Origin of the sequence: Fundidesulfovibrio agrisoli, assembly GCF_022808715.1 — a bacterium.
Taxonomy (GTDB): domain Bacteria; phylum Desulfobacterota; class Desulfovibrionia; order Desulfovibrionales; family Desulfovibrionaceae; genus Fundidesulfovibrio; species Fundidesulfovibrio agrisoli.
Genome location: NZ_JAKZKX010000021.1, coordinates 67223 through 68697 on the forward strand (window position 1 = coordinate 67223; position 1475 = coordinate 68697).

1 protein-coding gene is annotated in these 1475 nt (G+C 68.4%); it reads right to left on the reverse strand.

Annotated elements, in window-relative coordinates:
- Window positions 1-110: 110 nt before the first annotated feature.
- Entirely contained in the window at window positions 111-1235 is a 1125-nt protein-coding gene (locus MLE27_RS14180; RefSeq protein WP_243312744.1) for an HD domain-containing phosphohydrolase, read from the reverse strand.
- Window positions 1236-1475 lie beyond the last annotated feature (240 nt).

Here is a 1475-nt window from a genome sequence, read left to right on the forward strand (position 1 = left end):
GGGGCGCCCCCCCCCCCCCGGCCCGGGCCCCCCCCCCACCCCCCGCAACCGCGGGGGGGGGGCCCCCGGGGCCCCCCGCCCCCGGCTTTTCCGCATTCCGGCCCCGGCCCTTATTCCGCGCCGCGCCGGGGCACCAATACGTTCACGGGCTCCTGGATGGCCCGCGTTCTGGAAAGGCTCGTCAGCCTCCCCAGCATGTACCCGCTCAACTCCAGGCCCTTGGCCAGCACCAGCACGCCCTCCGGCGTGCGCGCGTCCTGAGCGAGGATCATGCCCGGCGCCAGCCCGGAGAGAGGCACCTGGAGCAGTTCGTACCCCTCCTGGCGCAGCACGGTGCGCTCGAAAGCCAGGAACACCTCTTCCCCGTAACCCTGCCTCCCCTTGGAAAGTTCCGCCGCCGCCGCGTCGCGGGTCAGGCCGCGCTGGAGCAGGTCGTCGAAATCCTGTGCCAGCTTGAGCAGCCTGGCCCCAAGCGGGGGGGATTGCTCCGGACAGAGCCCGCGGCTCTGGCAGGCGATGATCTGGCTCACCTCATCCATGCGCGGTATGTTCGACAGCAGGCTCACGGCAATGCTTATGCGCATGTCGTAGATCTGCTGTTCCTCCGCGCTCAACTTTTCGCCCGCGTACTTGCGGTGCAGGATGTCCTCCGGGACGGACACGCAGCCGATCTGCGAGAGCATCGCCGCCAGCTCGTACTTCCAGGCCGCGCCCAGGCCCAACTCCTCCACGGTGTCGGTGACGGTGCGCTTGATGCGCTCGGCCCGGCCGAAGGCCTCCGGGTTCACCAGTGAGAGTATCTCCGTGAGGATCTTGATGGAGCCGCGCAACGTGCCGCGCAGCAGCTCCTTCTCGGCGGTCACCAGCCTGTGCTGCTCCACGCAGGCTTCCAGCGTCCGTATCAGGAGTTCGGTGGAGCAGGGCTTGGTCAGGAAGCGGAAGACGTGCCCCTCGTTGATTGCCGCGATGGCCGAATCCACGTCGGCGTAGCCGGTGAGCATCACGCGCACCGTGTTGGGCGAGCCCTCGCCGATGAGCGAGAGCAGCTTGATGCCGTTCATGCGCGGCATCTTGAAGTCGGAGACCACCACCGCGAAGGGGCCTTCCTCGGCCACCATGCGCAGAGCCTCCTCCGGCCCCAGGGCGGTGCGCACGTCGAAGTGCCTGCGCAGGGTCAGGCGGAAGGTATTGAGGATCTGCTGGTCGTCGTCCACGAACAGGACTCTGGCTGCCATCTGTTCCCCCACTCAGGTGCCTGCGCCCCCTCGCGGCGGGAGGCACCGGGCATTCGCGCAATCCGGTTTGTTGCCGCAACATAGCACCAGGCAAAGGCCCTGTCAGCCTGTGGCGCGGGTATCCTCCGGATGCGCGCCCGGGAATAGCCCGCGGAAACAGCGGGCGGATCAGAGAAGCGTCATCGGGGCTGGCTGGAAGGTGCGACGAGGGAGATGGAGAAAGAGCGGGGCTCCGCCCCG